This is a genomic window from Stieleria sp., assembly GCF_041595215.1.
In the GTDB taxonomy this organism is placed as follows: Bacteria; Planctomycetota; Planctomycetia; order Pirellulales; family Pirellulaceae; genus Stieleria; species Stieleria magnilauensis.
Genome location: NZ_JBFHKV010000870.1, coordinates 1 through 3,777 on the forward strand (window position 1 = coordinate 1; position 3,777 = coordinate 3,777).

Annotated in this window: 3 protein-coding genes and 1 tRNA gene; 2 read left to right on the plus strand and 2 right to left on the minus strand. The window is 59.1% G+C overall.

Annotation, left to right across the window (positions count from 1 at the left end; genetic code table 11):
• A partial coding sequence (locus ABX749_RS25450; RefSeq protein WP_372898480.1) for an ABC transporter ATP-binding protein occupies nucleotides 1–785 on the minus strand: 785 nt, incomplete at its 3' end.
• Between the two features lie 175 nt (nucleotides 786–960).
• On the opposite strand from ABX749_RS25450, the gene argJ reads away from it, so the two are divergent.
• Nucleotides 961–2,151, plus strand: coding sequence for a bifunctional glutamate N-acetyltransferase/amino-acid acetyltransferase ArgJ (argJ, locus tag ABX749_RS25455; protein ID WP_145207948.1), 1,191 nt, complete (start codon nucleotides 961–963; stop codon nucleotides 2,149–2,151).
• 4 nt (nucleotides 2,152–2,155) lie between these two features.
• Here argJ and ABX749_RS25460 read toward each other — a convergent pair.
• A tRNA-Thr gene (locus tag ABX749_RS25460) sits at nucleotides 2,156–2,228 on the minus strand.
• 739 nt (nucleotides 2,229–2,967) lie between these two features.
• On the opposite strand from ABX749_RS25460, the gene ABX749_RS25465 reads away from it, so the two are divergent.
• Nucleotides 2,968–3,777 (plus strand): tetratricopeptide repeat protein (locus ABX749_RS25465; RefSeq protein WP_372898481.1); only part of this gene is annotated, 810 nt, incomplete at its 3' end.

A 3,777-nucleotide genomic window follows, 5' to 3' on the forward strand; every position in this document is an offset into this window, starting at 1 on the left:
AGATCCGCCCAGATGCGATGCCGCTGGAACAGGTCCGTCATCTGCAACTCCAGCACCAAATGGCCGCCGCGCAGAAACGCCACGCGATTGCATGTGTCTTCGATCTCACTGAGCACGTGGGACGAAAAGATCACGGTGCGGCCGTCACGATGGGCCTGGGAAACCAATTCCATGACCGTCCCGCGAACCGTCGGGTCCAAGTTGGCCGTCGGTTCGTCGAGAATCAACAGGGGCGTCGCCGGCGCCAGCACGACCGCCAGCGCCAGCTTTTGCCGCATGCCGGTCGACATCATCGAAACATGGCGCCGCGTGTCCAGTTCCAGCGCTTCGGCGATCGCCCGGCTGCGCGACAGATCGCCGCGGGGATGAATATCCGCGAAAAACCGCAACACGCCATCGCCCCGCAGGTGCCGGGGCAACCGCGCGTCGCCGGGCAAATAGGAAACGTTTTGCCGCACCGCGACCGGATCGGTTTGGGGGTCCGCCCCGCAGACGGTCGCCCGTCCGCCGCTGCTGTTCAGATAGCCCAATAAAGACCGAATCAGCGTCGTTTTGCCCGCGCCGTTTGGCCCCAGCAGCCCGAAAATGTCACCTTGATGCACTTCCAGATTGCAATCGACCAGCGCCCGAAAGCTGCCGTAGTGTTTGGACAATCCGTCGCACACCACCACGGGCGGACGTTGCCCGGTCTCGGCAGCAGCGGCCGTGGGCGCTGGATTCGCAGTCGGCGTCGCCATCTGGCCCGGCAAGTCGATCAATTCGGTCAAGGAAGGCTGGTGTTTCAAGGACAGACTCTGAACCTAATAGTGGAAATTCGATCGGTCTATTGTGTGAGTCGGTCAAACCTTAGAATCTAACTGCCGGACCTCGCCCACCATTCTCGATCGCCCGGGCGTCTTCCGCTACCGCACTGCAATCTTTCTTATCACTGCTCCTGCCCCCCAATTCGCAAGCTTGTCCATGACCTCATCTGAACTTCCCGCCGGATTCCAATTTGCCGGCGTCGCCTGTGGAATCAAGCCCAGCGGAAAACCAGACCTGTCGCTGATCGTTGGGGACGACCGCTTGGTCGCGTCCGGCGTTTACACGCAGAACCAAGTGGTCGCCGCACCCGTCGAAATCTGCCGCAGCTTGACACCCTCCAAACGGATCCGCGCCGTCGTCACCAACAGCGGCAACGCAAACGCCTGCACCGGGCGGCAAGGCGCGTTGGACGCCGCGGAGATGTGCCGCAGTGTCGCAGACGCCATCTCCGCCTCCGAAGCCGAGGTGCTGGTGATGAGCACCGGGATCATTGGAAAGAAGATGCCGATGGACCGCGTCAACGCAGGCATCAAGAACTCGGTTTCAAAACTCGGTCGCGACATCGACGACTTCACTGCGGCGGCGGACGCCATTTTGACAACCGACAAGGAACGCAAAGCGGAGTGTCGCGAAGTCCAACTCGGCGAACAAACGATTCGGATCGCCGCGATGGCCAAGGGGGCCGGCATGATCTCGCCCAATCTGGCCACGATGCTTGCCGTCGTGATGACCGACGCCCAGCTAGACCCCCAGCAATCTCAACGGATCCTTCGCGAAGTCGCGTCGAAAAGTTTTAACTGCGTCAGTGTCGATGGACACACCAGCACCAACGACACGCTGCTGTTGCTTTCCAGTGGCGCCAGCGGCGTCCGCATCGGCGATTCCAATGAGAAAGACTTCATCCGTGCGTTGACCGATTTGGCCTGTCGCTTGGCGCGACAATTGGTCGCCGATGGTGAAGGCGCCACGCACGTGATGAAAATCCGCGTCGTCGGTGCCGACAACGATGCCAGCGCCGCCACAATCGCGCGAACCATCGGTGCCAGCCCGCTGGTGAAAACGGCGATCTCCGGCGGCGATCCGAACTGGGGACGCATCGTCTCGGCGGCCGGTTATGCCGATGCCAAAATCCATCCCCAGCAAACCTCACTCAAACTCGCCGGGACGGAAATCTATCACAACGGCGTCCCGACCGATTTTGATGCCGCCGAGGTCAGCAAAGCGATCAAGGCGAAGAAAGAAGTCGACTTGGACCTGTTCGTCGGCGATGGCCCAGGAACCGCCATCCACTGGGCCAGTGATCTGACCGTCGAATACGTCCGCTTCAACAGCGAATACACGACTTAAGAAGAGCCGACGAGGAGATTCGAACCCCTGACCTATTCATTACGAATGAATTGCTCTACCAGCTGAGCTACGTCGGCGTGTTTCGATCGACGAATCCGCCACGGGCGTGGCGATCAACGTCTGATGCGTGCAAATTACAAAACCAAAGCCTGGTCGACCAGGGCCCATCGGGCCGCTGGAAAAATTCTACCAAGAACCCTCCGCACACCTACGTTATTCGGCCGCGCGGTCACCATCCTGTAGCGAAATTCTCACACTGCACTCGGGTGCGAGAAATCCGACACCGATTGGACACCGCAAACCCGCCAGGGTTCATCCAGTCGTCCGCCGGTGTCTTCGACACAGCTTTCTTTTGCTGACGGGACGAGGTGGCGAGTCTGGTCGCGATCCGAAACTCAGGATTCCTCGCCTCCTCTCGAGCGGCGGCCCCCCACACTCAGCGGTGACTGGCGGATCGTCGCCTTCTCCGCCCCAAACCGCTCGTTTGGCCGCATTCAAGCCAGCCCGATCGCCCGAAAAGTCTTCCAGAAACCTCCAGATCCAAGCAAATTCTTCCAAGTTTTTTCGATCTTTTTCCGGTTAATGGTTAAAAAACGTCGTTCTAGCGAGCTTTTTCACGAGCGATCGGCGTGCCACGACTCGACAAAAAATATTTTTTTCGCTAAAAATTTTAATGCTGGGCGAGCTCCCGTCGCCGCCCAGGCCCAAAAGTCGGCCAGACAGCTTGTACGCGTGGCTGTTGCGGCAGCCAATGTTTCTGGACCGGCGGACCAACACAACAATCGCTCGCAGCCGCGAGCAGGAGAACTGAACTCGATGAATGAAGTCGAACTGGACGTCGTCGACTTGAAAGAACTCATTCTGTCGAACAATTCGTTCGGACCGAATGATGTCGCCGAGATTCGGCAAATGATCGCGGAAAACTACGGCCATTTCGCCGAGCTCCGAGATGCGGTCAATGAAATGGAAGATGATCCGGCGCTGACGCCGGCCGGCAAGACAAAGATGGGGGTCTGCCAGTTCTTACTGGGCCATTTCGCCGAAGCCCTACAAACCCTTCGCGCCGCCGATGGCAGCGCGACGGCTCTGTTCTACTGCGCCCGCTCGCTGTTCGAACTCAAGGATTTCGACGCCGCGATCGAGACCTACGAACAAGCCCAACGGGCCGGCTACAACGAAGATCAGTGCAAGATTTTTATCGCCGAATCACATCGCTACAGCGGCCGCATCGAAAAAGCGATGTTGCTGCTCGATGACATCTTCGGCCCCGCCGAACAAACCGCCGAATACATGTACCAACGTGCCGCGACCGTCGCCGGTGTCGGCGGACGTCGCGACGAGGCGATCACGTTGTACCAGCGTGCCGTCCAAACCGACGAAAACCATGCCGGTGCCCTGTTCGGGTTGGCTTGGGAAAATGACCGCATGGGCAATGACGAAGAAGCATTGCGTTTGTACGAGCGTGCGGCCAAAGCCTTTCCGACTGGTGTCGGTGCCCTGATCAACCTCGGACTGATCTACGAAGATCGCAACGAGTTCGACAAGGCACAGATGTGCTACAAGCGAATCTTGGACGCACATCCCGATGACGAACGCACCCGGTTGTACATGAAGGACGCGTCGGCC